Below are 25,973 nucleotides of genomic sequence, written 5' to 3'. Positions count from 1 at the left end.
CCTGGTTGCCGTTTCGCTGCCTGCTTTTCGTAAGCGCCGGTTACAGGGCGATCTGCTCACCGGGTTCGGGAATGTTGGCGATCCAGTTCAGGCGTTCGCGCAGGGCGGCTTGCAGGGCCTGCATCTTCTCCAGCTCGCCGTGCACCAGGTACAGCTCGGGGTGGTGCTCGAACTGGCTCGCCCAGTCGATCAGCTGCGACTGACCGGCGTGCGCAGAAAAACCGCCCAGCGTGTGCACCCTGGCTTTCACCGCAATGCGCTGGTGCAGCACCTTGACCGTTTCCGCACCATCGACGATCAAACGACCCAGCGTGCCCTTGGCCTGGAAGCCGGGGAAGACCAGATGGCAGTTCTCGCGCCAGAGGTTGTGCTTGAAGTGATGAACGATACGCCCGCCATTGCACATGCCGGCACCGGCGATGATGATCGCGCCGCTCTTGATCCGGTTGATCGCCATGGACTCTTCCGCCGTTGGCGTGCAGCGCAGGATCGGTAGCCAGTCCTCTACCCGGGTGACACCCTTGGCAGCCAGTGCAGCGCGGTCTTCGGCGGCGAACTGATCATGGAAGCGGCTGTAGATGGCGTTGGCGCGGATGGCCATGGGACTGTCGAGGAACACGGCCTGCTGTGGCAGGCGGCCTTCCTGATAGAAGCGGCCTAGGTAATAGATAAGGTCCTGGGTGCGGCCGACGGCGAAGGAGGGGATCAGCACGTTGCCGCCTTCCTTGTGCGCCTGCTGCAGAATGTCGGCCAGCTCCTCCAGGGTTTCGTCACTGGGGCGATGATCACGGTCGCCGTAGGTCGACTCCATCAGCAGTACGTCGGCCTTGTTCAGTTGGGTCGGCGCCTGCATCAGTGGCGAGCAGGTATTGCCCAGGTCGCCGGAGAACACCAGATGACGCTGCAGGTGGTGATCCTGCACCTGCATTTCGACGATGGCTGAGCCGAGAATGTGGCCGGCATTGTGGAAGGTGACCTGCACGCCCTTGGCCACCTCTATCGTTGTGCCGTAGGCATGCGCGCGGCGCTGGCTGAGCGCCTGCTCGGCATGGGCGATGGTGTAGAGCGGCGTGATCGCCGGCTTGCCCTGGCGTGCACGCCAGCGGTTCTCCCACTCGGCATCCTTCTCCTGCAGGAAGGCCGAATCCAGCAGCATCAGTTCGAGCAGTTCGCTGCTGGCCTCGGTGGCGTGGATCGGGCCGCGATAACCCTCGGCGACCAGGCGTGGCAGCAGCCCGCTGTGATCGAGGTGGGCATGGGAGATCACCACCGCATCCAGCTCCCGCGGGTCGAAGGGGAAGGCGCTGCGGTTCTGATCCTCCTCCTGGCGGCGCCCCTGGTGCATGCCGCACTCGAGCAGGACCTTGGCGCCGTCGCGACTCTCCACCAGGTAGCAGGAGCCGGTAACTTGTTGGATTGCACCGAGAAAAGTAAGCAGGGCCATGGTTCTGTCCTTGTTGTGATGATGTGGCGAGTCTGCCGGTTTGAAGCGTCGCGTGGTTTGATGCAGGTCACTAGATGTAGGGCTCCGGGTGCCTAAACTGCAAGTGAATTTTCAGGAGATGACCCATGCCTCAGCTTTTGCCCGATGCCGCGACTCTGGCTCAACACGCCCAGCAATACCCCGACTTCGCCCACTGGCAGGCGGGCCACGGACCTGTTCAGCATAGCCCGCAGACCAGCGCTGCGGTCTTTCGTCTGGCCCATCAGCTGGTGCAAAGCGGCTTGCAGCCCGACTTGCCGAGCGTCTACCGCCTGTTTCGCGCCCTGGATTCGCTGACCGCAGCCGGCCTCTGGCTGGTGGTGCACATGACCTATGCCCAGCGCGTTCGACTCGATGGCCAGCCGCTGCAGGCCGAGGACTTCAAACCGGTGCCGGAAGGTCATACTGGTGGCGCGCTGAACATGGTGCCTGCCTACGCCGGTTACCTGGCACTCAATGCCCTGACCGCCGAGACACGTGGCTGGTTGATGGGGCAGGGCCATTGCGTGGCGGCAATCGAGGCGCTGAACCTGCTGACAGGCAACCAGCATCCCGAGCAGGCTGAGCGCTATACCTGTGATGAAGCGGGCATGAGCTGTCTGGCGGCAGACTTCTACAGCTACGCCCAGGCCGCGGATGGCAGCCCTGGCGTACCGCTGGGCAGTCACGTCAACCCGCACACTGCCGGCGGTATCGCCGAAGGTGGGTACCTGGGTTTTGCCGAGCTGCAGTACGCGCATCTGCCATTGCCGGGCGAAAAACTGGTGGCGTTCCTCTCCGATGGCGCCGCCGAGGAGCAGCGCGGCAGCGACTGGATGCCGCGCTGGTGGCGTGCCGAGGATTGTGGTGTGGCGCTGCCGGTGATGATCGCCAACGGTCGGCGTATCGAGCAGCGTACCGAACTCGGCACGCTGGAGGGGCTGGAGGGTTTTCGCCGGCACCTGCGCGGCTGTGGTTTCGATCCGCTGAGCTTCGATGGGCGTGACCCGGCAGCCTTTGTCTGTGCGCTGTGGGAAATGGAGCAGCGCCTGGCGCATCGGGTAGATGAGCGCAATCGCGAACTGATCGACTATCCCCTGCCCATGCCCTACGGCATTGCCGAAACCACCAAGGGCTATGGCTTCTATGGCGCTGGCAGCAATGCCGCGCACAACCTGCCGCTACCGGCCAGCCCGGCGCTCGATGCGCACGCACGCGAACTGTTCAACCAGCATGCGGCGGCCTTGTGGGTGCAGCCGCTGGCATTGGCCGAGGCCTGCAGCCTGTTCGCTGCCGGCAAGGGGCGTGAGCCTGAACGAGACAATCCACTGGCCCGTCGTCAACCCGCGCAGCCGATACAGCCAGCGCTGCATTTTCACGACGCCGCCTGTTCGCCCATGAGTGCGCTGGATCGCTACTTTGTCGATCTGGTACGGGCCAATCCGCAGTTACGCCCCCGCGTCGGCAACCCGGACGAACTGGCCAGCAACCGCCTGGGTGGCGTGCTGAAGGCGCTCAAGCACCGTGTCAGCCAGCCGGAAAGCGAGCTGGAATCAGTGCATGGCGCGGTGATCACGGTGCTCAACGAGGAGGCCGTGGTTTCCGCCTGCCTGGCCAACCAGGGCGGTCTGAATCTGGTGGCCAGTTACGAGGCGTTCTGCGTGAAGATGCTCGGCGCGGTGCGTCAGAGCCTGATCTTCGCCCGCCAGCAGAAAGAAGTCGGGCGCCCGGCAGGCTGGCTGGGTTGGCCGCTGGTGGCGACTTCGCACACCTGGGAGAACGGCAAGAACCAGCAATCGCACCAGGACACCACCTTCTGTGAGGCGCTGCTGGGCGAGATGCACGATGTCGTGCGCGTGCTGCTGCCGGCCGACCACAATTCGCTGCTGGCGCTGCTGCCTGGCATCTATCAGGAGCGCGGCAGGTTGGCTTGCGTGGTGGTGGCCAAGCGCGAGCAGCCCTGCAGCTTCACGGCGGCGCAGGCGCAACAGCTGGCCCGTGATGGTGCCTTACTGGTGGCTGCCGAGGGCGAGGGTGAGCCGGTGCTGCTGATCGCCAGCGGCAGTTACCAGTTGCACGCGATGCGCCGTGCTGCCGTTCGTCTGAGTCAGCATGCGGTGGCCTGGCGTCTGATTTACTTGCAGGAGCCGGGACGTTTTCGGGGGCCGCGTGATGCCTGGGAAGCACCGGCGCTGGCTACGCCTGCAGAGCATGAAGCGTTGTTCCCCGCTGCGTACCGGCGGCGTGTATTGCTCAGCCATATGCGCCCGGAGGTGGCACGGGGGCATTTGTCCACGGTGCTGGGCGAGGGCGCGTTCTGTCGGGTACTGGGTTATCGCAACCGTGGCGGCACCTTCGACGAGGCCGGCATGCTGTTCGCCAATGGCTGTACCTGGGCGCATGTGCTGCAGAGTGTCGCCGAGGTGCTGGGCACAGCGGTCGATGCCTGGCTGACGGCCGAGGAACGGGCTGCACTGGCCGGCACGGGAGATCCCAACATCCTGCGCTGAATGATCGGGTTGGGGCAATTGCAAGGGAGGGGCAGGTATGCCCAGGCTGATTGTGGAACTCGAAACCGACCTCTATCGCATGCTGCAGGAGGCGGCACGGATCAACCAGTTGAGTCTGCAGGAGGAGTGCGTGCGTCGCCTCGAAGGGGGTGGGCGACGCTCACGCTACATGGAGGCCCTGCTCGCCGAGTTGCGCGCCGATGACGCCCAGCGCCGGGCACAGCGAGGCTGAGCCTGGCCAGTACTTACAGGCCGCAATCACCCTTGTCGAAGGTTTCGACGGTAACCGGACGGTTGCTGCGGTACTCGCTGAACTGATAACGCAGTTGCGCGCCCTGCGCCAGCAGGCTGCGATAACCCGGATTGCGGCAGACGCTGGCCGCCAGTTGGCTGCGCACCGTATCGGGGTTGCCGCGCATCTGCGCGGCATGCGCTTCGCGCACGCTGAGATGGTTAATTAGCGTGTGACCTTCCACGGTATAGCCCTGATCAAGAATGTCCTCGTTGATCGCCCGCGGCGTGCCTTCGCTGCTTTGCCGGGCGACCTGCTCCAGAGTGCGAGTCAGCTCCATCTCCTTTAGCGAGGCGGCCTGGGCGGTGGCAAGCATCAGGCTGAGTGCGAGGGCAGGAAGGATGTAACGCAGCATGTGATGTAACTCCTGAAGGCGTGGACAGCCTTGGACAGGCCACGGTCGTGAATGTTCGCGGCAGTGGCCATAGGCCTGTGACGGTTGCAGTCTACTGGTTCTGGCCCGCCAGCGGTGCGGGTGAGGTGTTAGAATCGCGCGCCCAATCGCCGTTGCGCCTTCCATGACTCATCCAGCCCCACATGCCGTCGCCCGCCTGCGCGCAGAGCGCCTGGCGCGCAGCCTCAAACCCTTCGTCGCCCGTGGTTCGCGCGCCGAGCGCTGCCCGCACTGCCGGGTGCAGCCGACCCATTGCCTGTGCGCCTGGCGCCCGCAGGTCGAGTCCAATGCCGCCATGTGCCTGGTGATGCATGACATTGAGGCGTTGAAGCCGAGCAATACCGGCTGGCTGATCGCTGATGTGGTGCCTGAAACCCACGCCTTCGGATGGACGCGCACTGCCGTCGACCCCGCGCTGCTGGAGTTGTTGGCCGATCCGCAGTGGCAGCCTTACCTGGTGTTTCCCGGTGAGTACGTGGCACCGCAGCGCGTGGTGGAGGAGGTGCGGCTTGCGCCCGGCAAGCGGCCGCTGTTCGTGTTGCTCGATGCCACCTGGACCGAGGCGCGCAAGATGTTTCGCAAGAGCCCGTATCTGGATGCGCTGCCAGTGCTGAGCCTGACGCCGGCACAACTATCGCGCTATCGCCTGCGTCGCTCCACACGTGGCGAGCACCTGTGCACCGCCGAGGTAGCTGCCATGTGCCTGGAGCTGGCTGGCGACCTGCGTGCCGGCGAGGCGCTGGACGATTATCTCGATGTGTTCAGCCAGCACTACCTGGCTGCCAAACGGCGTCTGCCGCTGGATCTCAACGACGCTCTGCACCAGCGTTTGCAGACGTACCCCTGAGTTCGCTGGGCAGTGGCTTGGGCCACAGCTGCGCCAGCAGCATGCCGCCAAACATCAGCGCACAACCCAGATAGCCGCGCGGCGCCAGCACTTCGCTCAACAACAGGGCGCCGGCGATGGCGGCGAACACGGCTTCCAGCGAGAGGATGATCGCCGCATGCGAGGCGATGGCATGCTGCTGCGCCACCACCTGCAGGGTGAAACCGATCGCCACGCCGAACACGCCGCCGTAGAGAATGGCCGGCCCGGCGGCAATGATGCCGTCCAGTGTCGCGCTCTCGAACACCAGCGCCAGGGCCAGACTGATCACCGCGCAGGTGGCGAACTGGATGAAGGCCAGGCGCAGCGGGTCGTGACGGCTGGCGAAGAATCCCACCAGCAACACATGCACGCCCCAGACGAAGGCACCAGCCAACTGCAGCCAGTCGCCGGAGGCTACGGTGAATCCTTCGCCGACGCTGAGCAGGAACATGCCGACCACTGCCAGGCTGGCGCCCAACCAGATGCCGGCGCTGCTGCGCTGGCCGATCAGCAAGCCGAGAATCGGTACCATGATCACGTACAACCCGGTGATGAAGCCTGAGTTGGTCACCGTGGTGAACAGCAGGCCGACCTGCTGCAGATTGATCCCCAACGACAGTGCCAGGCCCATGATCACGCCACCCGCCAGCAGGTTGCGATTCAGCGGTGCAGCGGGGCGCTGCTGGCGGCGTTGCAGCAAAGCCAGCACCGGCAACAGAACCAGGCAGGCGAGGGCGAAGCGCAGGCCGGTATAAAGGAAGGGGCCGATGTTATCCATGCCCAGACGCTGGGCGACGAAGGCGCTGCCCCAGATCATCGCGGTAATCAGCATCAGCAGGTCAGCGCGCAGGGCTTGGCTTCGCATCAGGGCTTCTCGGCAGGAAAGCTGCGCATCGTGCCGCAAAGCATTGAACTTGACCACCCCGCCACAGCTCGGCATGCTGAGCGCCGCCGTCGGTCCGAGTGGGGAGTCTGCGATGCTCAATGAGCAGGCTTGAGCGGGTCTACAGGCGAAAAGCACTGCCATACTCACCTCAGTGCCACTTATAACAAGAACAGGATCTGCCCATGGCCGCCTACGAAATCCTGATTGCCGACGATCACCCGCTGTTTCGCAGCGCGCTGCAACAAGCTCTGACCCTGGGCTTGGGACCTGAAGTGCGTCTGGTAGAAGCTGCCAGCATCGCCGAGCTTGAAGGCCACTTGGCTGAAAAAAGTGATTGGGACCTGGTCCTGCTCGACCTCAATATGCCCGGTGCCTACGGCTTTTCCGGTCTGGTACTGCTGCGTGGGCAGTACCCGCAGATCCCTGTGGTGATGATCTCCGCTCAGGAAGAGGCGTCCGTGGTCAACCGCTCCCGCGAGTTCGGCGCCAGTGGCTTCATCCCCAAATCCAGCCCGCTGGAAACCTTGCAGCAAGCGGTGCGACACGTACTCGATGGTGACACCTGGTGGCCGCCGCTGGCGGAAGAGGGGGCGCCGGTTTCCGCTGAGGTCAAGGCTGCCAGTGCCGGTTTGGCCAGCCTGACACCGCAGCAGTTCCGTGTGCTGACCATGGTCTGCGAAGGGCTGTTGAACAAGCAGATTGCCTACGAATTGAGCGTCTCCGAGGCGACGGTCAAGGCGCATGTGACGGCGATTTTCCGCAAGCTGGGCGTGCGCACCCGCACCCAGGCTGCGTTGCTGTTGCAGCAGATGGAATCGATCCCCGCGCAGTGAGCTGCGCTGCGTTGAAAGCAAGCTCGGCTTGCTCATTTGCAGCCAGTAAACTGCGCAGCTTCACTTGCTCTCGCCTTGTATCCCTCTAGCTCGCGATCTCGTAGATAGGTTCTCGCGCAGCGGATGCAGTAAGCTGCGCGCCTCTTCCAGTAGGGGTGAGGCGCATGTCGCCATTCAAGGGCCAAACCGGCCTGAAACGTATCCTCAATGCCGCCAGCTATTCGCTCGATGGCCTGCGCGCCGCGTTCTTCGGCGAGGCAGCCTTTCGCCAGCTGGTGTTGCTCAATCTGGTGCTGATTCCATCGGCTTTCCTGCTCGACGTCAGTCGTGGCGAGCGCGCGTTGATGGTGGCCGTGTGTCTGCTGGCGCTGATCGTCGAGCTGCTCAATTCGGCCATCGAGGCAGCCATCGATCGCATTTCCCTGGAGCGCCACCCGCTGTCGAAGAACGCCAAGGACATGGGCAGCGCCGCGCAGTTCGTCGCGTTGGGCATGATCGCCTCGGTGTGGGCAATCATCCTCTTGAGCTGACGCTCAGATGATCGGTGGTAGGACGATCTGATCGCTGCGACTGACTCCGGCCGTCAGTGCGCGACACTGTTCGAGAAACTCGCGCATCGCTGCTGTCTGGTACTTCTGCTTGTGCCAGATGAAGTAGAACTGCCGGCGCAGGTCCAACTCTGGAGTTTCCACCGGCATCAGGCTGCCACGACGAAAGGCGTCGCGCAGCGCCAGGCGTGAGATGCAGCCGATGCCCAGGCCGGATTCCACAGCGCGCTTGATCGCCTCGGTATGTTCCAGCTCCAGGCGGATATTCAGGTTGCGCGGGTGATGCCGCATGGCCTGGTCGAAGGTCAGCCGCGTGCCCGAGCCCTGTTCACGCAGAATCCAGGCTTCGTGCGTCAGTTCTTCCAGGCTGGCGCTGCCACGCCCAGCCAGTGGGTGCTGTGGCGCACAGAACACCACCAGTTCGTCCTCGACCCAGGGCTGCACCTCGATATCCGGGTGCTGGCAGTCGCCTTCGATCAAGCCCAGGTCCAGCTCGTAGTGAGCGATCTGTTGCACCACATGAGCGGTGTTATGCACCTGCAGCTTCACCCGGCATTCAGGGTGGCGCTGCATGAAGCTGCCAATCAGCAGGGTGGCCAGATAGTTGCCCACGGTCAGGGTGGCGCCGACGTTCAGCGAGCCATAACCGCTCTTGCCCCCCAGCAGGCGTTCGATTTCGCGCGCCTGGTCGATCAGGGCTACGGCCTCGGGCAGGAGCTGCCGGCCCAGGGCGTTGAGCGCCAGGCGCTTGCCGGCGCGATCGAACAGCTGGCAGTCGGATTGGCGTTCCAGTTCGGTCAGCGAAGTGCTGGTCGCAGACTGCGACAATGCGAGCGATTGCGCGGCGCGCGAGACGCTTTCATGCTGCGCCACGGCGACGAACACCTGAAGTTGTCTGAGAGTAAATCGCATATCGATATAACCGATAACCTATATCTTGATAATCCACTTAACAGATATTGTTGCCGCGAATAGAATCCCGCGCAATCGCGCCTTTGGCGCTGAAGTTCTTCGAGGAAATCATCATGAGCAATATGAACGTCGAGCGTGTGCTCAGCGTCCACCACTGGAACGATACGCTGTTCAGCTTCAAGTGCACCCGTGATCCGGGCCTGCGCTTCGAGAATGGCCAGTTCGTGATGATCGGCCTGCAGCAGGAAAACGGTCGCCCGCTGATGCGCGCCTATTCCATCGCCAGCCCGAACTGGGAAGAGCATCTGGAGTTCTTCAGCATCAAGGTGCCGGACGGCCCGCTGACCTCGCAGCTGCAGCACCTCAAGGAAGGCGACGAGATCATCATCAGCAAGAAGCCCACCGGCACCCTGGTGCTCGATGACCTCAATCCGGGCAAGCACCTCTATCTGCTGTCCACTGGTACCGGCCTGGCGCCGTTCATGAGCGTGATTCAGGACCCGGAAACCTACGAGCGTTTCGAGAAGGTGATTCTGGTTCACGGCGTGCGTTATGTGAACGAAGTGGCCTATCGCGAGTTCATCACCGAGCACCTGCCGCGCAACGAGTTCTTTGGCGATGCGCTGAAAGAGAAGCTGATCTACTACCCCACCGTGACCCGTGAGCCGTTCGAGAACCAGGGCCGCCTGACCGACCTGATGCGCAGCGGCAAGCTGTTCGCCGACATCGGCCTGCCGCCGATCAATCCGCAGGACGACCGCGCCATGATCTGCGGTAGCCCGAGCATGCTCGACGAGACCAGCGCAGTGCTTGACAGCTTCGGTCTGAAGATCTCCCCGCGCATGCGTGAGCCGGGGGACTACCTGATCGAGCGCGCCTTCGTGGAAAAATAAGCGCCACCGTTCAACGACAAAGCCGCCCGATGGGTAATGCCAGTCAGTTAAGCCGTTGCACTCGATCTTTGTAGGAGCCGGCTTGCCGGCGATCCGCCATAAAAAGCATCGCCAGCAAGCTGGCTCCTACGAAAAACGCCCCTCTACTGCAAGTAGGAGGGGGTGGTGACGAACTTATCTGATCAGCATTAGCCCGATGGGCGGCTTTGTCGTTCATGGCGCTCTCGTAGCCCGTAGCCCGCTCTCGTAGCCCATATACGGATGCAATCCGGGGAGGGTGTGTTGCAATCCCCCGGATTGCATCGGGGCTACGGCTACATCGGGGGCTTACAGACGCTTGGCGTCGATGATCAGCACTGGCTCGCGCGGTACGTTCTGGTGCATGCCGCGGTTGCCGGTGGGTACCTGGGCGATCTTGTCCACCACGTCCATGCCACGGGTCACCTTGCCGAACACGGCGTAACCGAAGTCACGCGAGCTGTGGTCGAGGAAAGCGTTGTCCTTGTGGTTGATGAAGAACTGGCTGGTGGCCGAGTCGCGTACCTGGGTGCGAGCCATGGCCAGGGTGCCACGGACGTTGTGCAGGCCATTGTCGGCCTCGTTCTTGATCGGCGCGTTGGTGTCCTTCTGGCGCATGTCGGCATCGAAACCACCGCCTTGGACCATGAAGCCAGGAATCACCCGGTGGAACTGGGTGCCGTTGTAGAAGCCACTGTCGACGTACTTGAGGAAGTTCTGCGTGCTGATCGGCGCCTTGTCGGCGGCCAGCTCCACTTCCACTTCGCCGAGGCTGGTGGTCAGCAACACCTTGGGGTTTTCCGCGGCGAGCAGACTGGTCGACAGCAGCAGGGCGCCGGTGGTGAGAACGAGTTGCTTGAGCATGATGGTCAGTTTTCCTTGTTGGCAGTTTCGCCGAGAAAGGCGAGCAGGGCGTTATTAAAGCGTTCCGGTTGATCCAGTGGTGTGGCGTGGCGCGAGTTTTCGATTATCAGCAGGCGCGCGTTGGGCATTTCTGCCACGTATTCGCGCTTGCGTTCAACGGGCGTGTAGTCGCGGTCGGCGGTGATCACCAGGGTAGGACAGGTGATGCGATCGAGGCGTTCCCGCACGCCCCAGCCGATGATCGCGTCGAGGCTGGCGAGGTAGGCGCGTTTGTCGTTCTGCGGCCAGCGTTCTTCGATCTTGCGCCGCAATTCGGCCTGCTCGGGCTTGGGGAACAGCAACTTGCCCAGCGCCTTGGCAATGGTGTCCAGGCTGAGCAGGCGCGATAGCATCCAGCGCTTGCCAATTTCCAGCCAGTCCCGCGCACTCTTGGCCTTCACCTCCGGGCCGCTGTTGACGATGGTCAGGCTGCGCAACAGCTCGGGGCGGTCGACGCCAAGCTGGAAGCCGATCATGCCGCCCATGGAGATGCCCACCAGATGCACCGGTGGCAATCGCAGGTGTTCGATCAGGGCGGCGACATCCTCGGCGAAGTCGGCGATGCGATAAGCCTCGCGCGGCTTGTCCGAACGGCCATGGCCGCGCACGTCGAGGGCGATGACCCGATAGTGCTGGGCGAGCACCGGGATCTGGTATTCCCAGTCGCGCGTGCTCGAGCCCAGGCCATGCACCAGTAGCAGGGGCGTGCCGTGGCCGTAGTCTTCGTAATGCAGTTGGCAACCGTCGTTGTCGAAGTAGGACATGGGCGGGCTCTCAGTTGGGCGACTGCGGCGCGGCGAAGGCGGCGTCCAGCGGCGCCGCATCGAAGTTCTTGATCAGCTCGATGAGAATCTGCGTGGCCGGGCCGAGCACGCGCTCCTTGTTGTTGTAGAGGAAGAAGCGCGGTTTGCGAATAGCACCTTGAGTCAGGGGCAAAGGTTTCAGCAGACCATCCTGCAGTTCACGGACGATCAGATGGCGCGGCAGCCAGGCGAAGCCCAGGCCGCTGCTGACGAATGTGCGTGCGGTCGGCAGGCTACCTACCGTCCAGCGCTGCTCCGCGCCGAGCCAGCCGGCGTCGCGCGGCTGCAGGCGACCGCTGTCACGGGTGACTACCTGCATCTGGCCTTCCAGATCCTGGAAGCTCAGCTCACGTTGCAGGCGGTGCAGTGGGTGTTCCGGGTTGGCGACGGCGACGAATTCCACTTCACCCAGTTCGATACCGAGGTGGCCAGTGATGTTCAGCGCGCTGATGGCCAGGTCGGCGGTACCTTCGAGCAGTACTTCCTCGACTCCAGACAGCACCTCCTCACGCAGGCGCACACGGCAGCCGCGGCTCTGCGGCATGAAGGCGGTCAGGGCGCGGACGAGGTTGGCGGTGGGGTAGGCGGCATCCACCACCAGGCGCACCTCGGCTTCCCAGCCCTGTTCCATGTGGTGAGCCAGATCTTCCAGCTGGCTGGCCTGCTTGACCAGTTGCCGCGAGCGGCGCAGCAGCACGTCGCCGGCCTCGGTGAGTACGGCTTTGCGCCCGTCGATGCGCAGCAGCGGTACGCCGAGCTGTTCCTGCATGCGCGCCACGGTATAGCTGACCGAGGATTGCGAGCGGTGCAGTACGTCGGCAGCCTGGGCGAAGCCGCCCTGATCCACCACGGCCTGCAGCGTGCGCCATTGATCCAGGGTTACACGAGGAGCTTTCATCACATCATCCTGCTTGAGTCGGCTGTTATCGCCGACGATCTCCACCTACACTGGCGATCCCATGCTGGAGAGCACCAATGAAAAAAATAATCTGCTACCTGTTCGCCTTTCTACCGTTGGCCGCCCATGCCTATCCCATCGAGGTGGAAAAACAGTTCAACGGTGCCGAGGTCTCAGCCACCACTCAGGAAATCGACCACAACATGGCGGCGCTGATGCTCTACAACTATGGCCAGAGCGAGGCCGAGTGCAGCGCGGTGTTCCGCAATGGCCCCGAAGCGCCACGTACCCGGCGTACCGTGTTGGCGCCTGGCGCCAGCAGCAACATGACGGTCAAGTTCACCCGTAGCGTGATTCGCTTGCGGATCAACCTGACCTGCAACCTGAAGTGATGAAAGCCTAGACGCGGCAAGCCTATAAATCAATTTAATCGATATATGTAAGCGGATATTTGCGCTTTTTAATCGAAATCTGAGTCTCTACTCTGTGTTCCATCGATTCTCAACTCTCTCGATGGAGCCTCAGACATGTCCCGTGTTCTCGTTATCGAAAGCAGCGCCCGCCAGCAAGGTTCGGTTTCCCGCGAGCTGACCCGGCAGTTCATCGGTAATTGGCAAGCCGCACGCCCGGCAGACCAGATCCAGATTCGCGATCTGGCAGTCGAGCCGGTCCCGCACCTCGATGCCACCCTGCTGGGTGGCTGGATGACTCCGAGCGAGCAGCAGAACGATGCCGAGAAGGCTGCCCTGGCCCGCTCCAATCAACTCACCGATGAGTTGCTGGCTGCCGATGTGCTGGTGCTGGCTGCGCCGATGTACAACTTCGCCATCCCCAGTACCCTCAAGGCCTGGCTGGATCACGTGCTGCGCGCCGGCGTCACCTTCAAGTACACCGAAACCGGCCCCCAGGGCCTGCTGACCGGCAAGCGTGCCTTCGTGCTCACCGCCCGTGGTGGTATCTACGCCGGTAGCGCGCTGGATCATCAGGAGCCCTACTTGCGCCAGGTACTGGCCTTCATCGGTATCCATGACGTGCAGTTCATCCATGCCGAAGGCCTGAACCTGGGCGCCGAGTTCAGCGAAAAAGGCCTGGCCCAGGCCAAGGCCAAGCTGGCTGAAGTGGCCTGATGCCGAACCGACTCTCCTGAGCGCCCGCTAGTGGGCGTGCTATGCCGGTCGCTTTGTGATGAAGTGGCCGGCTTTTTTATCTGGCTGGACAGCAGAGCCCGGCGCATGGATTGTCCGGCGCAGGGGAACGCGCTAAGGTCGCCGCCTTCCTTGGGAGGTGGCTGTGCGATATCTGCTGATAGTGACCCTGCTGTGGGCGTTTTCCTTCAGCCTGATCGGTGAGTATCTGGCCGGTCGGGTCGACAGCTACTTCGCGGTGCTGACGCGCATCGTCATCGCCGGTCTGCTGTTCGTGCCGCTGACCCGTTGGCGCGGCCATGCCCCGGCCTTCGTGCGCGGCATGCTGCTGATCGGCGCGCTGCAGTTCGGCATCACCTACGTGTGCCTGTACCTGAGTTTCTCGGTGCTGACGGTGCCGGAGGTGTTGCTGTTCACCATCCTCACGCCGCTACACGTGACGCTGATCGAGGATGCCCTCAATCGTCGATTCAACCCCTGGGCGCTGGTCGCCGCTCTGGTGGCCGTGCTGGGCGCCGGGATCATCCGCTACGACGGTATCAGCAGCGGCTTTTTGCTCGGTTTCCTGTTGCTGCAGGTCGCCAACTTCACCTTCGCCGCCGGGCAGGTGCTGTACAAGCATCTGCTGCTCAAACACCCCTCCACCGAGCCGCAATACAAGCGCTTTGGTTTCTTCTACCTGGGCGCGCTGTTGATCGCGCTGCCGGCCTTCCTGCTGCTGGGCAACGGCGAGCGACTGCCGAGCACCGCACTGCAGTGGAGTGTGCTGGTCTGGCTTGGTGTGGCGGCGTCCGGATTGGGACTGTACTGGTGGAACAAAGGCGCCAGCCTGGTCGATGGCGGCACCCTGGCAGTGATGAACAATGCACTGGTGCCTGCCGGCTTGCTGGTCAATCTGCTGATCTGGAATCACGACGCTGACCTGCTGCGCCTGGCCCTGGGCGGTGTGGTGATCGCCGCTTCGCTACCGCTGGTCAATCTGGGGCGCACGCGTCGTACGCCTGCCGAGGTGCACTGATGCAACTGTCCGGGCGGGGAGTGGCGCTATCGGTTGGCGCCTCGATGCTGTTTGCCGTGCTGCCTGGCTACGTGCAGTGGCTGACGCCGCTCGATGGCGTGCAGATATTCGCTCAGCGCGTGCTTTGGTCGATTCCGTTGGTTCTGCTGCTGGTGCTGCTGGCGCGGCAGACCACCTTGCTGCGCGAGACCTTCGTGCGTCTGCGTCGCGAGCCGCTGTTGTTGGCCGCCTGCCCGCTGGCAGCGGCGCTGATCGGCGTGCAGTGGGGGCTATTTCTCTGGGCACCATTGGCCGGGCACATGCTGGAAGTGTCCATGGGCTACTTCCTGCTGCCGTTGGCCATGGTGCTGACCGGCCGACTGTTCTACGGCGAGCGCCTGCGCCCGCTGCAGCAGCTGGCAGTGACCTGCGCCATGCTCGGCGTGCTGCACGAGTTGTGGCGTACCCAGGCGTTTTCCTGGCTGACGCTGATCACCGCGCTGGGTTACCCACCTTATTTCATGCTGCGCCGCTGGATGCGCCTGGATGCGTTGTCCGGTTTTGTGCTGGAGATGCTGGTGCTGGCACCGTTGGCGATCTGGCTGATCATCGCGTATGGGCCGGTGGGGGCGTTCAGCGATCGTCCCTTGCTATGGCTGCTGGTGCCGGTGATGGCATTGATCGGCACCCTGGCGTTCGCCGCTTATATGGCGTCGAGCCGGTTGTTGCCCTTGGGGCTGTTCGGCATTCTCAGTTACGTCGAGCCGGTTCTATTGTTCGCCGTGGCGTTGCTGGTGCTGGGCGAGCGCTTCGACAGCGGGCAATGGCTGACCTATCTACCGATCTGGGGAGCTGTGCTGCTGGTTGGCTGGGACAGCGCTCGACTGCTGCGCAAGCAGCAGCGCGAGAGCATCAGGCCACGTTGATACGCGGCGCGGGGATCTGCGTGCGCACATTGGCCTGCTTCTGCACTCGATAGTGTACCTGCAGGGTGCCGCTGTTGAAGCGGCGTTGGTCGCTCAGGGTCAGGCTGCGTTCCATGCCCGTGGCCAGAAGAGGGATGCCAGCGCCGAGCAGGTGCGGCACTAGGTTGATCACCACCTCGTCGATCAGCCCGGCGGTGTAGCAGTTACCCGCCAGCAGGCTGCCACCGACCAGCCAGATACGCTGGAAGCCGGCTTCGTTCAATGCCGCCACGGCTTGAGCAGGCGTGCAGTGGGTCAGCTGGATTTCGTCAGCCGCGCGCGGCAGGGCGAGGCGAGTCAGCACCACGCAGGGTTTGCCGGGGTAGGGCCATGGGCCGCCGCGCTTGAGGAGGGCCTCGTAAGTGCCTCGGCCCATCAGCAGTGCGTTGATGCCGGAGTAAAAGTACTGAAAGGCATATTCTTCATCGGCCTGGCGTAGTGAGTCGAACCAGTCGATGCGCCCATCGGGGCGAGCGATGTAGCCATCGAGGCTCGAAGTGACGTGATAGATCAGTGACGGGTTCATCATTGCACCTCGGGCGGGCCATCTGAAAATTGGAGTGGCGCCGCCGAGACAAGTTCGTCGTGCGCCGTACCGCTTGTCGGATGGCTGCGCGATAGTCTCTCATTCGAGAACGTTGCGCAGAATTTCCTAGACGATCCCCGTCGCGATGGCGAGCAGCACCACGTCACGGCCGATCTGCTTCCATTGCGGCCAACAGGACGCACAGGCCGATACTGAGAGTGGTCTGGGGTTTGATGGGCATGGGCAGCGCTCTCGGGTAGTGATGCGAATTGGATATCCGGCGCGCGCTCCCGATTCCGGCCCGCTCCTGCCGGATAGCGACTCCAGACAGCCGTCCGTCGTCGCCTGAATGCGAGTTTCATGCAAAGAAATTCGGCCCCGACGGCGGAAACCGTTAGGCTATGCATCGTTTTGTCGATTTCTTTGAGGTAGTGCCCCCGTGTTTGCCCAATTCGCCCTGCATGAACGCCTGCTCAAAGCCGTGGCCGAGCTTAATTTCGTCGAGCCGACTCCGGTGCAGGCGGCAGCGATTCCGCCTGCGCTGGAGGGCAAGGACTTGCGGGTGATCGCCCAGACCGGCAGTGGCAAGACCGCCGCTTTCGTCCTGCCGCTGCTCAATCGGCTGCTCGGCGATGGCAACTCCAAGCAGCGCCTCAGCATTCGTGCGCTGATTCTGCTGCCGACCCGTGAGCTGGCGCAGCAGACGCTCAAGGAAGTCGAGCGCTTCGCCCAGTTCACCTTCCTCAAGGCCGGTCTGGTTACCGGTGGTGAGGACTTCAAGGTGCAGGCCGCGATGATGCGCAAGATCGACATTCTGATCGGTACGCCGGGCCGGCTGATCGAGCATGCCAACGCCGGTAATCTGCCGCTGGATGAGGTCGAGGTGCTGGTGTTCGATGAAGCCGACCGCATGCTCGACATGGGCTTTGCCGAGGACGCCCAGCGCCTGGCTGAGGCCTGCGGCCCGCACCAGACCCTGCTGTTCTCCGCTACCACTGGCGGCAATGGCCTGCGCGAGATGGTCGCCAAGGTGCTCAAGGACCCGCAGCACCTGATGCTCAACAGCGTCAGCCAGCTCAATGAGGGTACTCGCCAGCAAATCATCACGGCCGACCACAACTATCACAAGGAACAGCTTGTGGACTGGTTGTTGGCCAACGAGACCTACGACAAGGCTATCGTCTTCACCAACACCCGCGTCCAGGCTGATCGTCTCTACGGCAAGCTGGTGGCGGCCGGGGTCAAGGCGTTCGTGTTGCACGGTGAGAAGGATCAGAAGGACCGCAAGCTGGCCATCGACCGCCTACGCCAGGGAGCAGTCAAGGTCCTGGTGGCCACCGACGTGGCTGCGCGCGGTCTGGACGTCGAAGGCCTGGATCTGGTGATCAACTTCGACATGCCGCGTTCCGGCGACGAGTACGTGCACCGCATCGGTCGTACCGGCCGTGCCGGCGGCGAAGGCCTGGCGGTATCGCTGATCTGCCACACCGATTGGAACCTGATGTCGAGCATCGAGCGCTACCTCAAGCAGCGTTTCGAGCGTCGTACCATCAAGGAGCTGAAAGGCATCTACCAGGGGCCGAAGAACCTCAAGGCCTCGGGCAAGGCCGCCGGCAGCAAGAAGAAAAAGACCGACAAGAAAGATCCGAAGAAAGCCACCGCCTCCAAGCGCAAGACCGGTCCGCGTCCTGCTGGCAAGCCTTCTGTGCTGGTCAGTGCCGATGGCAGCGCGCCGCTCAAGCGCAAGAAGCCGGCTGCGGAGTAAGGCTGCGACCTTGATTCTGTAGGAGCCGGCTTGCCGGCGATGCGATTGATACGCCCATCGCCGGCAAGCCGGCTCCTACACAAGCCTCACTCTACTCCACCCCGACGAAACCACCGGTCTGGTGCTGCCACAGGCGTGCATACAGACCGCCGTGGGCAATCAGCTCGGCGTGGGTGCCGGTTTCGATGACCTGCCCCCGGTCGATCACCACCAGGCGATCCATCCGTGCGATGGTCGACAGGCGGTGGGCGATGGCGATCACCGTCTTGCCTTCCATCAGGCTATCCAGGCTTTCCTGAATGGCCGCCTCCACTTCCGAGTCCAGTGCCGAGGTGGCTTCGTCCAGTACCAGAATCGGCGCGTCCTTGAGCAGCACGCGGGCGATGGCAATGCGCTGACGCTGGCCACCGGACAGCTTCACGCCGCGCTCACCGACCTGAGCATCCATGCCGCGTCCGCCCTGGCTGTCATCGAGGGTGGGGATGAAGGCATCGGCGCGGGCCTTGCGTACTGCTTGCCAGAGCTCGTCGTCGTTGGCAGCGGGTTTGCCGTAGCGCAGGTTGTCACGGATCGAACGGTGCAGCAGGGCGGTGTCCTGGGTCACCACGCCGATGTTGGCGCGCAGGCTTTCCTGAGTCACCGTGGCGATGTCCTGATCGTCGATCAGGATGCGTCCGCTTTCCAGGTCGTACAGGCGCAGCAGCAGGTTGACCAGGGTCGACTTGCCGGCGCCGGAAGGGCCGACCAGACCGATTTTCTCGCCGGGTGCAATGGCGATGTCCAGGCCGCTGATCACGCCGCCCTTCTTGCCGTAGTGGAAGTGGATGTCCTCGAAACGCACGCCGCCCTGCGTCACCTGCAGCGGTTTGGCATTTGCGTGGTCGAGCACCTGGCGTGGCTGAACGATGCTCTGCATGCCGTCCTGCACGGTGCCGACGTTCTCGAAGATGCCGTTGACCACCCACATGATCCATTCGGCCATGTTGTTGATGCGGATTACCAGGCCCAGCGCCAGGGCGATGGCGCCAGTGGTGATCAGTGACTGGCTCCACAGCCACAGGGCCAGGGCGCCGGTGCCGACGATCAGTACGCCGTTCAGGCAGGTGATGAGAAAATCCAGGGCAGTGATGGTGCGCGACTGCAGGCGGAACTTGTCGAGCAGATCCTGCATGGCTTCGCGGGCGTAGCTTTCCTCTTCCTGCGAGTGGGCGAACAGCTTGAGCGTGGCGATGTTGCTGTAGCCATCGACGACCCGGCCCATAACTTTCGAGCGCGCCGAGGAAGCGGCAGCCGAGCGCGCCTTGATGCGCGGCACGAAGTACCAGAGCGCCGCGCTGTAGCCGACTATCCACAACGACAGCGGCACCACCAGGCGCAGATCGGCGGCGGCGAACAGGTACAGCGCGCTGCCGGCATAGACCACCACATGCCACAGCGCGTCGATCACCTGCATGGCCGAGTCGCATAGCGAAGGGCCGGTCTGCATCACGCGCTGGGCGATGCGGCCGGCGAAGTCGTTCTGGAAGAAGCTCAGGCTCTGCTTGAGCACGTAGCGGTGGTTCTGCCAGCGAATCAGGTTGGTCAGGCCCGGATTGACCGCCTGGTGCGTGAGCAGGTTGTGCAGGCCGAACACCAGGGGGCGGATGATCAGCGCCACCAGCAGCATCCACAGCAGCTCGTTCTGGTGCTTGCTGAAGAAGCTGCTGGCATCCGTGCTGGCCTGGGCCATGTCGATCAGCTGGCCGAGGAAGCTGAACAGCGCGACTTCGATCAGGGCGGCGAAGAAGCCGATGATCAGCACTGCCAGCATCAGCGGCCACACCTGTTTCAGGTAATGGCTGTAGAAACGCAGCATGCCGGTTGGCGGGGCGACGTCGGGGCTTGGTTTGAAGACGTCGATCAGGGATTCGAAGCGGCGAAACAGCATTGCAGGCGTCTTGCCTCAATAGGAGTGGACGCCGATAGTAACGCTGTCAGTGCGAGCGAGTCTCAGTTAAAAGCGGTTTCTGCAACTCGCTGGCCCAGGCCAGCAGTGGAACCTCCAGCTGCGGTTGCCAGATGCGCTTGAACAGCAGGGCCAGATGTTCGGCTTCGCCGCGTTCGAAGGGCAGGCGGTCGATGCGCTCGTGCACCTGCCATTGGCCGTCCTGCAGGTGGGCGAAGTCGAAGCGGAAGGGATGAAAACCGGTCATGCCCAGACGCAGATCGGTGACGATCAAACGCTCACCCACCTGGTCGTAGCGCAGCACGCCGCCGGTGAACCACTCCAGCCGCTGATGCATGGGCGAGTCCGTCAGTTGCTCGCGCAGGTGAGTGCCGCGCGGCAGGCGTTGCAGTTGCGGCGGCTTATCATCGAACCAGCCGACCAGGGCTTCGTGGTAGTCCTCGCCATCGAGCACGATGACGCGCCACAGCAGGGTGTTGAATGGCGTCGGCGTAGTGAACAGCTGTTCGGCCTGGATGCCCTGGCGCGCCAGCTCGCGCTCCACGCGCTGCTCGGCCATGAATTTGCCGGCGAGGCTGAAGCCGATGTACAGCGTCGATACGGCCAGCGCCACGGCCGGTACGCGCCAACTCTGCTCGCGCAGGCCGGTGAACAGGCAGGTCACCACCGCTGCGATCAGTGGCACGGTATACATCGGGTCGATGATGAACAGGCTGGACCAGGCCGTGGGTGTCGGCATCAGCGGCCAAAACAGCTGGGTACCGTAGCTGGTGAAGGCATCCAGCAAGGGATGGGTGATCAGCACCAGCCACAGCGTTAGCAGCAGGCGATTGGCCGAGTAACCGGGGTGAGGGCGAAAGCGCCTGGCCAGCCAGGTCAGCAGCAGGGCAAAGCCGCTGAGAACGAACAGCGAGTGGCTGAAACCGCGATGGTAGGTCATGTTGGCCACGGCATCGCCGTATTCCATGACCACGTCCAGATCGGGAGCGGTGGCGAGCATCGCGCCGTAGAGCAGCGCCTTGCGCCCCTGCCAGCGACCGAGCAGCGCGCCCTGGATGCTGGCGCCGAGTACCGCCTGGGTTATGGAGTCCATCGAGTGCTTCCGAAAAAAGACAGGCCGCTACGTTAGCCGAGGTGACCGGCGAATGCCGTGGGGAAATTTCAAGCAAAGATTACAGCTGCGGCGGGTATTCTGATGCCATGCCTTTCAAGAAATCATGGCCATGCTGATCGTCTCCAACAGTGTTCACCTTCCCGATGATGAAATCGAACTGACCGCCATCCGCGCCCAGGGCGCCGGTGGGCAGAACGTCAACAAGGTGTCCAGCGCCGTGCACCTGCGTTTCGACAGCCAGGCCTCATCGTTGCCGCCCTTTTACAAGGAGCGCCTGCTGACGCTTGCCGACAGTCGTATCACCGCCGACGGGGTGGTGATCATCAAGGCGCAGCAGTACCGCACTCAGGAGCAGAATCGCGCCGATGCCCTGGAGCGCCTTGCCGAGTTGATCCGCAGCGCCGGCAAGGTGGAAAAGCAACGCCGCCCGACCAAACCGACCCTGGGCTCGAAGAAGCGTCGCCTGGACGGCAAGAGCAAGCGCGGCGCGATCAAGGCGGGGCGGGGCAAGGTGGATTTTTAGCAGCCCGTTGAAAAACGTCGGCGAGGCAGGCAAGACAATACTGATGGCGGCCCCGCAAAAACGGCCGAAAAAAGCACTGGGCCCGCACTCGGCTTTACGAGTTGTAAATGAGCATTTTGACTGGGCTCGCACGCGAGGCCGGTTTTAACGCAGTATTGCCAACGCAGGTAGTTTTTCAATGGCCTGCTAGCCGCGTGCCGCCAGGTACGCCTGATAGTCGGGAATGCGATACTCGTGCTGTTGCTCCAGCAGGCTGCTGCTGAGCATGTAGTCGGCGCTGCTCTCGTTGCACGCTACCGGGATGTTCCACACCGCCGCCACACGCAGCAGTGCCTTGATATCCGGGTCGTGTGGCTGTGGCTCGAAGGGGTCCCAGAAGAACACCAGCATGTCCACGCGCTGTTCGGCGATGCGCGCGCCGATCTGCTGGTCGCCGCCCAGCGGGCCGCTGATCATGCTTTCCACCGGCAAATCCAGACGCTTGCTCAAAAGCAGGCCGGTGGTGCCAGTGGCCACCAGTTCATGGCGAGCCAGCTTGTCGCGCTGGCGTTCGCACCAGTCCAGCAGGAAGCCTTTGCAGTGGTCGTGCGCCACCAGGGCGATGCGCTTGCGCGCCGGCAATTGGGCGTGGGTGAAGCTGATACGGCTCATCGAGCCTCCTCGTTCAGTTCAGGCGAGCCAGGACCAGGCAGTTGTCCAGCATGCGGTTGGAGAAGCCCCATTCGTTGTCATACCAGGCCATGACCTTGAGCAGCTTGCCGCTGACCTTGGTGTGGTTGGCATCGAAGATCGATGACAGCGGGTTGTGGTTGAAATCGCAGGACACCAGCGGCAGCGCGTTGTAGCCCAGCACCGGGGACTTCTCGCTGGCGGCCTTGAGCAGGGCGTTGACTTCCTCGGCAGTGGTCTCGCGCTTCACCAGCAGAGTCAGGTCGACCAGCGACACATTGATCACCGGCACCCGCACGGCCATGCCGGTGAGCTTGCCGGCCAGTTCCGGCAGTACCAGGCCGACCGCTTCGGCGGCACCGGTCTTGGTCGGGATCATCGACTGGGTCGCCGAACGCGCACGGTACAAATCGCTGTGGTAAACGTCGGACAGGTTCTGGTCGTTGGTATAGGCGTGAATGGTGGTCATCAGGCCCTGTTCGATGCCCAGTTCGCGATGCAGCACCTGCGCCACTGGCGCCAGGCAGTTGGTGGTGCAGGAGGCGTTGGAGATGATCTGCATGTCAGGTGTCAGCACCTGCTCGTTGACGCCATACACCACGGTGGCATCGGCACCCTTGGCAGGCGCGGAGATCAGCACCTTGCGTGCGCCGGCCGCGAGGTGCGCGGCGGCCTTGTCACGTTCGGTGAACAGCCCGGTGCATTCCAGCACCACATCGACCTGATGAGTTTTCCAGGGCAGCTCGGCCGGATTGCGAATGGCGCTGACGGCGATGCGGTCACCCTTGATCCACAGGCTTTCGCCGTCCACTTTAACTTCTTCAGGGAAATGGCCGTGGACGCTGTCATATTGCAACAGGTGGGCATTGATCGCGCTGTCGCCCAGATCGTTGATCGCCACGACCTGCAGGTGCTGGCGATAATTCTGGGTATAGAGTGCGCGTAGCACGTTGCGACCGATACGGCCGAAGCCATTGATGGCGATGCGTAGTGTCATGGTGAGGGTCTCGTCAATTTGTTGTTGTAATTACAAGATTATTCCCTTTGCTCTAGAAATCAAGCCCGTTGAGTGGCAGTATTTTGTTGTAAATACAAATAAGCGCTAGTCGCTAGCCTGGAGATTCCCCATGCATCCCCGCGTTGTTGAAGTGACCGAACGTCTTGTCCAGCGCAGCCGCGCCACGCGCCAGCGCTACCTGGAGATGATCCGTGCCGCCGCCAGCGAAGGCCCGCAGCGGGGCAAGCTGCAGTGCGCCAACTTCGCCCATGGCGTAGCTGGCTGCAGCGGTCACGACAAGCAGACCCTGCGCCTGATGGAGGCGGCCAACGTGGCCATCGTGTCTGCCTACAACGACATGTTGTCGGCCCATCAGCCCTACGAAACCTTTCCCGAGCAGATCAAGCAGGCGCTGCGTGAGCGGGGCTCGGTGGGACAGTTCGCCGGTGGTGTGCCGGCCATGTGCGATGGCGTTACGCAGGGTGAGCCGGGCATGGAGATTGGGATCGCCAGTCGTGAGGTGATCGCGATGTCCACTGCCGTGGCGCTGTCGCACAACATGTTCGACGCCGCGTTGTACCTGGGCGTGTGCGACAAGATCGTGCCAGGGCTGATGATGGGTGCGCTGCGTTTCGGTCACTTGCCATCCCTGTTCGTGCCGGCAGGGCCGATGACCTCGGGGCTGTCCAACAAGGAGAAGGCCGACGTGCGTCAGCGTTACGCCGAGGGCAAGGCGACCCGCGACGAGCTGCTGGCGGCGGAAATGGCCGCTTACCACGGGCCAGGTACCTGCACCTTCTATGGCACCGCCAATACCAACCAGCTACTGATGGAGGTGATGGGCCTGCACCTGCCGGGTGCTTCCTTCATCAATCCGGGCACGCCGCTGCGTGATGCGCTGACCTGTGAAGCTGCGCAGCAGGTCACGCGCCTGACCAAGCAGAGCGGGAGTTTCATGCCCATCGGCGAGATTGTCGACGAGCGCTGCCTGGTCAACTCCATCGTTGCCCTGCATGCCACCGGCGGCTCCACCAACCATACCCTGCATATGCCGGCCATCGCCCGCGCCGCCGGCATCCTGCTGACCTGGCAGGACATGGCCGACCTGTCCGAAGTGGTGCCGACCCTCGCGCACGTCTACCCCAATGGCAAGGCCGACATCAACCACTTCCAGGCCGCTGGCGGCATGGCTTTCCTGATCCGCGAATTGCTCGACGCCGGGTTGCTACATGAAGAGGTCAACACCGTGGCCGGCCGCGGCCTGTCGCGCTACACCCGTGAACCCTTCCTCGAGGACGGCAAGCTGGTCTGGCGTGACGGGCCGACCGAGAGCCTGGAGGAGAGCGTGCTGCGCCCCGTGGCGCGGCCGTTCTCGGCAGAAGGCGGCCTGCGCCTGATGCAGGGCAACCTTGGTCGTGGGGTGATGAAGGTGTCCGCGGTGGCGCCCGAGCATCAGGTGGTGGAGGCGCCAGCTCTGGTATTCGAGGATCAGCTGGAGTTGGTCGAAGCCTTCAAGGCCGGCAAGCTGGAGCGCGATTTTGTCGCCGTGGTGCGTTTTCAGGGGCCGCGCAGCAACGGTATGCCGGAGCTACACAAGATGACGCCATACCTGGGCGTGCTGCAGGATCGTGGTTTCAAGGTGGCGCTGGTCACCGATGGGCGCATGTCAGGCGCCTCAGGCAAGATTCCGGCGGCGATTCATGTCTGCCCAGAGTCCTTCGATGGCGGGCCGCTGGCGCGGGTGCGCGATGGCGATCTGATTCGCGTCGATGGTCACAACGGTGAACTGCTGCTGCAGGTCGACGAGGCCGAGTTCGCCTCGCGCCAGCCGGCGGCGCGGCCTGCTCCGGCCAGTGGCTGCGGGCGCGAGTTGTTCGCCTTCATGCGCCACAACTTCAGCACGGCGGAGCAGGGCGCCAGTGCCTTTACCGAGAGCCTCGAGTCGCTGGTCTGAGGCGGGCGCCTGTTGCCCGGATTGCATCGGGCTACTTGCCAGACGCCGGCAAGGCCTGCAAAGCCGCTCTTCGTAGGAGCCCCGCCTCGGGGCGAAGCTTTATCCAAGCGTGCCCCGCCCTGATTCGCGGCGGGGCGCCGCTCCTACAGACCTGCGTCCTGCTTCAGATCCCCTGCGGAATTTCTTCGCCGCCCAGTGCGCTGAACAGTTCCGGCAGAAACTCCACCAGGGTCATCATCATCAGGATGAAGCTGGCATCCTGCTGGGCCAGGGCGTCGTCGCCGCCGTCCTGTTCGGCCTGCTCCTGCAGCACGTCTTCGAAGCGCAGGCGCTTGATGGTCAGCTTGTCGTCGAGTACGAACGACAGCTTGTCCTGCCAGGCCAGTGACAGTTGGGTGACCTGCTTGCCGGTGGACAGGTGCAGCTGGATTTCCTCGCTGGTCAGATCCTGGCGCTTGCAGCGCACCACACCGCCGTCCTCGTGGGTATCGCGCAGCTCGCACTCGTCGAGGACGAAGAAGCCTTCGGCAGCACTCTGGTTCTTCAGCCAGTCGGTGAGGGTGGCGGTCGGCGCGATCTTCACCGACAGCGGGCGTACCGGCAGCGAGCCGATGGCTTCACGCAGGGTTGAGAGTAGATCTTCGGCCTTCTTGGCGCTGGCGCTGTCGACCAGGATCAGGCCCTGTTTCGGCGCGATGGCGGCGAAGGTGCCGGATTTGCGGATGAAGGCGCGCGGCAGGAAGGCCTGGACGATCTCATCTTTGATCTGGTCGCGCTCTTTCTTGTAGACCTTGCGCATCTGCGTGTTTTCGATTTCGTCGACCTTCTCTTTCAGCGCGTCGCGCACCACCGAACCCGGCAGGATGCGCTCTTCCTTGCGTGCGCCGATCAGCAGGAAATCACCGCTGACATGCACCAGCGGAGCATCGGCGCCTTTGCCGAGGGGGGCGGTGAAACCGTAGGTGGTCAGCTCCTGGCTGGCGCAGGGACGTGCCGGCTTGCTGGCCAGTGCGACCTCCAGTGCTTCGGCGTCGAAAGGAATGTCCTGGGTGAGGCGGTAGACCAGCAGGTTACGAAACCACATGAGCGGGTGATTCTCCATTGATGATGAAGTCGCAGGGTGGCGCCATCCTTGGGCTCTCTCGAGCCGGCG

At 63.1% G+C, this 25,973-nt stretch carries 26 protein-coding genes; 13 read left to right on the top strand and 13 right to left on the bottom strand.

Annotation, left to right across the window (positions count from 1 at the left end; translation table 11 throughout):
* Window positions 1-40: 40 nt before the first annotated feature.
* Complete coding sequence (locus N5J71_RS01730) at window positions 41-1,444, bottom strand: MBL fold metallo-hydrolase RNA specificity domain-containing protein (RefSeq protein ID WP_074859974.1); 1,404 nt, start codon at window positions 1,442-1,444, stop codon at window positions 41-43.
* 125 nt (window positions 1,445-1,569) lie between these two features.
* Between N5J71_RS01730 and N5J71_RS01725 the strand changes: the two genes are divergently transcribed.
* Together N5J71_RS01725 and N5J71_RS01720 are read left to right on the top strand one after the other, a co-directional pair.
* A complete protein-coding gene (locus tag N5J71_RS01725; protein WP_279916178.1) occupies window positions 1,570-3,972 on the top strand; it encodes a phosphoketolase family protein in 2,403 nt (800 codons plus the stop codon).
* Window positions 3,973-4,009: 37 nt separating this feature from the next.
* Window positions 4,010-4,204, top strand: coding sequence for a hypothetical protein (locus N5J71_RS01720; protein WP_004423499.1), 195 nt, complete (start codon window positions 4,010-4,012; stop codon window positions 4,202-4,204).
* A 13-nt stretch (window positions 4,205-4,217) separates the two neighbouring features.
* Here N5J71_RS01720 and N5J71_RS01715 read toward each other — a convergent pair whose 3' ends face one another.
* Window positions 4,218-4,619, bottom strand: a complete 402-nt coding sequence (locus tag N5J71_RS01715) for a quorum-sensing-regulated virulence factor family protein (RefSeq protein WP_104727725.1) — start codon at window positions 4,617-4,619, stop codon at window positions 4,218-4,220.
* Window positions 4,620-4,782: 163 nt separating this feature from the next.
* Between N5J71_RS01715 and N5J71_RS01710 the strand changes: the two genes are divergently transcribed.
* Window positions 4,783-5,505: a tRNA-uridine aminocarboxypropyltransferase gene (locus N5J71_RS01710; protein WP_084340617.1), complete on the top strand. Its 723-nt coding sequence runs from the start codon at window positions 4,783-4,785 to the stop codon at window positions 5,503-5,505.
* Here N5J71_RS01710 and N5J71_RS01705 read toward each other — a convergent pair.
* Window positions 5,465-6,391, bottom strand: a complete 927-nt coding sequence (locus tag N5J71_RS01705; protein WP_039964492.1) for a DMT family transporter — start codon at window positions 6,389-6,391, stop codon at window positions 5,465-5,467. The two genes, N5J71_RS01710 and N5J71_RS01705, sit on opposite strands and share 41 nt — an antisense overlap.
* Window positions 6,392-6,594: 203 nt before the next feature.
* Between N5J71_RS01705 and erdR the strand changes: the two genes are divergently transcribed.
* Together erdR and N5J71_RS01695 are read left to right on the top strand one after the other, a co-directional pair.
* Window positions 6,595-7,245, top strand: a complete 651-nt coding sequence (gene erdR, locus N5J71_RS01700; RefSeq protein ID WP_004423507.1) for a response regulator transcription factor ErdR — start codon at window positions 6,595-6,597, stop codon at window positions 7,243-7,245.
* A 164-nt stretch (window positions 7,246-7,409) separates the two neighbouring features.
* Window positions 7,410-7,775, top strand: coding sequence for a diacylglycerol kinase (locus N5J71_RS01695; protein WP_021488362.1), 366 nt, complete (start codon window positions 7,410-7,412; stop codon window positions 7,773-7,775).
* Between the two features lie 3 nt (window positions 7,776-7,778).
* On the opposite strand, the gene N5J71_RS01690 is transcribed toward N5J71_RS01695, so the two are convergent.
* Window positions 7,779-8,705, bottom strand: a complete 927-nt coding sequence (locus N5J71_RS01690) for a LysR family transcriptional regulator (RefSeq protein ID WP_004423511.1) — start codon at window positions 8,703-8,705, stop codon at window positions 7,779-7,781.
* Window positions 8,706-8,818: 113 nt separating this feature from the next.
* Here N5J71_RS01690 and fpr point away from each other — a divergent pair, with 113 nt between their 5' ends.
* Window positions 8,819-9,598 (top strand): ferredoxin-NADP reductase, encoded by a 780-nt coding sequence (gene fpr / locus N5J71_RS01685; RefSeq protein WP_004423513.1) that lies wholly within the window; start codon window positions 8,819-8,821, stop codon window positions 9,596-9,598.
* A 327-nt stretch (window positions 9,599-9,925) separates the two neighbouring features.
* Here the strand turns inward: fpr and N5J71_RS01680 are convergent, their stop codons facing one another.
* The 3 genes from N5J71_RS01680 to N5J71_RS01670 are packed head-to-tail and all read right to left on the bottom strand — an operon-like array spanning window position 9,926 to window position 12,220.
* Window positions 9,926-10,480, bottom strand: a complete 555-nt coding sequence (locus tag N5J71_RS01680; RefSeq protein ID WP_104727733.1) for a peptidylprolyl isomerase — start codon at window positions 10,478-10,480, stop codon at window positions 9,926-9,928.
* Window positions 10,481-10,485: 5 nt separating this feature from the next.
* Window positions 10,486-11,283, bottom strand: coding sequence for an alpha/beta fold hydrolase (locus N5J71_RS01675; RefSeq protein WP_279916177.1), 798 nt, complete (start codon window positions 11,281-11,283; stop codon window positions 10,486-10,488).
* 10 nt (window positions 11,284-11,293) lie between these two features.
* Window positions 11,294-12,220 carry a LysR family transcriptional regulator gene (locus N5J71_RS01670; protein ID WP_128579198.1) on the bottom strand — a complete coding sequence of 309 codons (927 nt, stop codon included), beginning with the start codon at window positions 12,218-12,220 and terminating at the stop codon, window positions 11,294-11,296.
* Window positions 12,221-12,297: 77 nt separating this feature from the next.
* Here N5J71_RS01670 and N5J71_RS01665 point away from each other — a divergent pair, with 77 nt between their 5' ends.
* The 4 genes from N5J71_RS01665 to rarD all read left to right on the top strand — a co-directional run bounded on the left by N5J71_RS01665 (window position 12,298) and on the right by rarD (window position 15,288).
* The gene (locus N5J71_RS01665) at window positions 12,298-12,612 is read left to right on the top strand and encodes a hypothetical protein (RefSeq protein WP_004423521.1); all 315 of its coding nucleotides are present in this window, start codon (window positions 12,298-12,300) and stop codon (window positions 12,610-12,612) included.
* Window positions 12,613-12,747: 135 nt separating this feature from the next.
* Window positions 12,748-13,347: an FMN-dependent NADH-azoreductase gene (locus tag N5J71_RS01660; protein WP_279916176.1), complete on the top strand. Its 600-nt coding sequence runs from the start codon at window positions 12,748-12,750 to the stop codon at window positions 13,345-13,347.
* Between the two features lie 163 nt (window positions 13,348-13,510).
* Window positions 13,511-14,383 carry a carboxylate/amino acid/amine transporter gene (locus tag N5J71_RS01655; protein WP_075746037.1) on the top strand — a complete coding sequence of 291 codons (873 nt, stop codon included), beginning with the start codon at window positions 13,511-13,513 and terminating at the stop codon, window positions 14,381-14,383.
* Window positions 14,383-15,288 carry an EamA family transporter RarD gene (rarD, locus tag N5J71_RS01650; protein ID WP_279916175.1) on the top strand — a complete coding sequence of 302 codons (906 nt, stop codon included), beginning with the start codon at window positions 14,383-14,385 and terminating at the stop codon, window positions 15,286-15,288. The genes N5J71_RS01655 and rarD overlap by 1 nt, the downstream gene beginning before the upstream one ends.
* Here the strand turns inward: rarD and N5J71_RS01645 are convergent.
* A complete protein-coding gene (locus N5J71_RS01645) occupies window positions 15,275-15,853 on the bottom strand; it encodes a dihydrofolate reductase family protein (RefSeq protein ID WP_004423532.1) in 579 nt (192 codons plus the stop codon). The two genes, rarD and N5J71_RS01645, sit on opposite strands and share 14 nt — an antisense overlap.
* 439 nt (window positions 15,854-16,292) lie before the next feature.
* On the opposite strand from N5J71_RS01645, the gene N5J71_RS01640 reads away from it, so the two are divergent.
* Complete coding sequence (locus tag N5J71_RS01640) at window positions 16,293-17,618, top strand: DEAD/DEAH box helicase (protein WP_004423534.1); 1,326 nt, start codon at window positions 16,293-16,295, stop codon at window positions 17,616-17,618.
* Between the two features lie 91 nt (window positions 17,619-17,709).
* On the opposite strand, the gene N5J71_RS01635 is transcribed toward N5J71_RS01640, so the two are convergent.
* Both N5J71_RS01635 and N5J71_RS01630 read right to left on the bottom strand, forming a co-directional pair.
* A complete protein-coding gene (locus N5J71_RS01635) occupies window positions 17,710-19,545 on the bottom strand; it encodes an ABC transporter ATP-binding protein (protein ID WP_004423537.1) in 1,836 nt (611 codons plus the stop codon).
* 46 nt (window positions 19,546-19,591) lie between these two features.
* The gene (locus tag N5J71_RS01630) at window positions 19,592-20,656 is read right to left on the bottom strand and encodes a metal-dependent hydrolase (RefSeq protein ID WP_116619529.1); all 1,065 of its coding nucleotides are present in this window, start codon (window positions 20,654-20,656) and stop codon (window positions 19,592-19,594) included.
* 130 nt (window positions 20,657-20,786) lie between these two features.
* Between N5J71_RS01630 and arfB the strand changes: the two genes are divergently transcribed.
* Window positions 20,787-21,200, top strand: coding sequence for an alternative ribosome rescue aminoacyl-tRNA hydrolase ArfB (gene arfB, locus N5J71_RS01625; protein WP_074859981.1), 414 nt, complete (start codon window positions 20,787-20,789; stop codon window positions 21,198-21,200).
* Window positions 21,201-21,386: 186 nt separating this feature from the next.
* Here the strand turns inward: arfB and N5J71_RS01620 are convergent, their stop codons facing one another.
* The gene (locus tag N5J71_RS01620; RefSeq protein WP_017677924.1) at window positions 21,387-21,851 is read right to left on the bottom strand and encodes a methylglyoxal synthase; all 465 of its coding nucleotides are present in this window, start codon (window positions 21,849-21,851) and stop codon (window positions 21,387-21,389) included.
* A gap of 13 nt (window positions 21,852-21,864) precedes the next feature.
* Window positions 21,865-22,866, bottom strand: coding sequence for a type I glyceraldehyde-3-phosphate dehydrogenase (gap, locus tag N5J71_RS01615; RefSeq protein WP_104727753.1), 1,002 nt, complete (start codon window positions 22,864-22,866; stop codon window positions 21,865-21,867).
* Window positions 22,867-22,996: 130 nt separating this feature from the next.
* Between gap and edd the strand changes: the two genes are divergently transcribed.
* Window positions 22,997-24,820, top strand: coding sequence for a phosphogluconate dehydratase (gene edd / locus N5J71_RS01610; protein ID WP_125873467.1), 1,824 nt, complete (start codon window positions 22,997-22,999; stop codon window positions 24,818-24,820).
* A 163-nt stretch (window positions 24,821-24,983) separates the two neighbouring features.
* On the opposite strand, the gene rdgC is transcribed toward edd, so the two are convergent.
* A complete protein-coding gene (gene rdgC / locus N5J71_RS01605) occupies window positions 24,984-25,904 on the bottom strand; it encodes a recombination-associated protein RdgC (RefSeq protein ID WP_279916174.1) in 921 nt (306 codons plus the stop codon).
* Between the last annotated feature and the right edge of the window lie 69 nt (window positions 25,905-25,973).

This window comes from Ectopseudomonas oleovorans (genome assembly GCF_029845265.1).
GTDB classification, from domain to species: Bacteria; Pseudomonadota; Gammaproteobacteria; order Pseudomonadales; family Pseudomonadaceae; genus Aquipseudomonas; species Aquipseudomonas oleovorans.
Note: the sequence above shows the minus strand (reverse complement) of the source record. Positions and strands in the feature narration are given on the sequence as shown.

Excerpts from the sequence above, each read along its gene's own strand:
- N5J71_RS01695 (WP_021488362.1), top strand. The coding sequence starts at position 7,410 with ATGTCGCCATTCAAGGGCCAAACCGGCCTGAAACGTATCCTCAATGCC.
- arfB (WP_074859981.1), top strand. The coding sequence starts at position 20,787 with ATGCTGATCGTCTCCAACAGTGTTCACCTTCCCGATGATGAAATCGAA.
- edd (WP_125873467.1), top strand. The coding sequence starts at position 22,997 with ATGCATCCCCGCGTTGTTGAAGTGACCGAACGTCTTGTCCAGCGCAGC.
- N5J71_RS01645 (WP_004423532.1), bottom strand. The coding sequence starts at position 15,853 with ATGAACCCGTCACTGATCTATCACGTCACTTCGAGCCTCGATGGCTAC.
- N5J71_RS01705 (WP_039964492.1), bottom strand. The coding sequence starts at position 6,391 with ATGCGAAGCCAAGCCCTGCGCGCTGACCTGCTGATGCTGATTACCGCG.
- N5J71_RS01660 (WP_279916176.1), top strand. The coding sequence starts at position 12,748 with ATGTCCCGTGTTCTCGTTATCGAAAGCAGCGCCCGCCAGCAAGGTTCG.
- N5J71_RS01680 (WP_104727733.1), bottom strand. The coding sequence starts at position 10,480 with ATGCTCAAGCAACTCGTTCTCACCACCGGCGCCCTGCTGCTGTCGACC.
- N5J71_RS01715 (WP_104727725.1), bottom strand. The coding sequence starts at position 4,619 with ATGCTGCGTTACATCCTTCCTGCCCTCGCACTCAGCCTGATGCTTGCC.
- gap (WP_104727753.1), bottom strand. The coding sequence starts at position 22,866 with ATGACACTACGCATCGCCATCAATGGCTTCGGCCGTATCGGTCGCAAC.
- N5J71_RS01670 (WP_128579198.1), bottom strand. The coding sequence starts at position 12,220 with ATGAAAGCTCCTCGTGTAACCCTGGATCAATGGCGCACGCTGCAGGCC.
- N5J71_RS01620 (WP_017677924.1), bottom strand. The coding sequence starts at position 21,851 with ATGAGCCGTATCAGCTTCACCCACGCCCAATTGCCGGCGCGCAAGCGC.
- N5J71_RS01690 (WP_004423511.1), bottom strand. The coding sequence starts at position 8,705 with ATGCGATTTACTCTCAGACAACTTCAGGTGTTCGTCGCCGTGGCGCAG.
- N5J71_RS01725 (WP_279916178.1), top strand. The coding sequence starts at position 1,570 with ATGCCTCAGCTTTTGCCCGATGCCGCGACTCTGGCTCAACACGCCCAG.
- N5J71_RS01720 (WP_004423499.1), top strand. The coding sequence starts at position 4,010 with ATGCCCAGGCTGATTGTGGAACTCGAAACCGACCTCTATCGCATGCTG.
- N5J71_RS01710 (WP_084340617.1), top strand. The coding sequence starts at position 4,783 with ATGACTCATCCAGCCCCACATGCCGTCGCCCGCCTGCGCGCAGAGCGC.
- N5J71_RS01675 (WP_279916177.1), bottom strand. The coding sequence starts at position 11,283 with ATGTCCTACTTCGACAACGACGGTTGCCAACTGCATTACGAAGACTAC.
- N5J71_RS01730 (WP_074859974.1), bottom strand. The coding sequence starts at position 1,444 with ATGGCCCTGCTTACTTTTCTCGGTGCAATCCAACAAGTTACCGGCTCC.
- fpr (WP_004423513.1), top strand. The coding sequence starts at position 8,819 with ATGAGCAATATGAACGTCGAGCGTGTGCTCAGCGTCCACCACTGGAAC.
- rarD (WP_279916175.1), top strand. The coding sequence starts at position 14,383 with ATGCAACTGTCCGGGCGGGGAGTGGCGCTATCGGTTGGCGCCTCGATG.
- N5J71_RS01665 (WP_004423521.1), top strand. The coding sequence starts at position 12,298 with ATGAAAAAAATAATCTGCTACCTGTTCGCCTTTCTACCGTTGGCCGCC.
- rdgC (WP_279916174.1), bottom strand. The coding sequence starts at position 25,904 with ATGTGGTTTCGTAACCTGCTGGTCTACCGCCTCACCCAGGACATTCCT.
- N5J71_RS01630 (WP_116619529.1), bottom strand. The coding sequence starts at position 20,656 with ATGGACTCCATAACCCAGGCGGTACTCGGCGCCAGCATCCAGGGCGCG.
- erdR (WP_004423507.1), top strand. The coding sequence starts at position 6,595 with ATGGCCGCCTACGAAATCCTGATTGCCGACGATCACCCGCTGTTTCGC.
- N5J71_RS01635 (WP_004423537.1), bottom strand. The coding sequence starts at position 19,545 with ATGCTGTTTCGCCGCTTCGAATCCCTGATCGACGTCTTCAAACCAAGC.